1 protein-coding gene is annotated in these 255 nt (G+C 58.0%); it reads left to right on the top strand.

Features of this window, described 5'->3' with window-relative positions; genetic code table 11:
• A partial coding sequence (locus QVO97_RS09925) for a penicillin-binding transpeptidase domain-containing protein (RefSeq protein ID WP_288189581.1) occupies positions 1-236 on the top strand: 236 nt, incomplete at its 5' end.
• Positions 237-255: the final 19 nt, after the last annotated feature.

The raw sequence follows: 255 nt of genomic DNA, 5'->3' as shown, positions 1-255 counted from the left end.
AGATTGGTACGGGTTCCGCGATGCGGGGGGCATCCTATACGGTGGCCGGAAAAACCGGTTCCGCCGAGTTTGAGACAGGTAAGGAGACCCATTCCTGGTTTGTCGGTTTCGCTCCGGCAGACAAGCCGAAGGTGGCGATCTGTGTGCTGGCAGAAGAGTCTGGTTCCGGCGGTGCGGTCGCTGCGCCGATCGCAAGACAGGTGCTGGATCGGTATTTTGCGAAATATGGGCAGTAGGACAAAAGAAAAGGGCAGG

It is taken from the genome of Clostridium sp. CAG:43 (assembly GCF_000434655.1).
Lineage (GTDB): Bacteria > Bacillota > Clostridia > Lachnospirales > Lachnospiraceae > Otoolea > Otoolea fessa.
The sequence above is the reverse complement of the archived record's forward strand: the minus strand, read 5'-3'. Positions and strand labels throughout refer to the sequence as shown.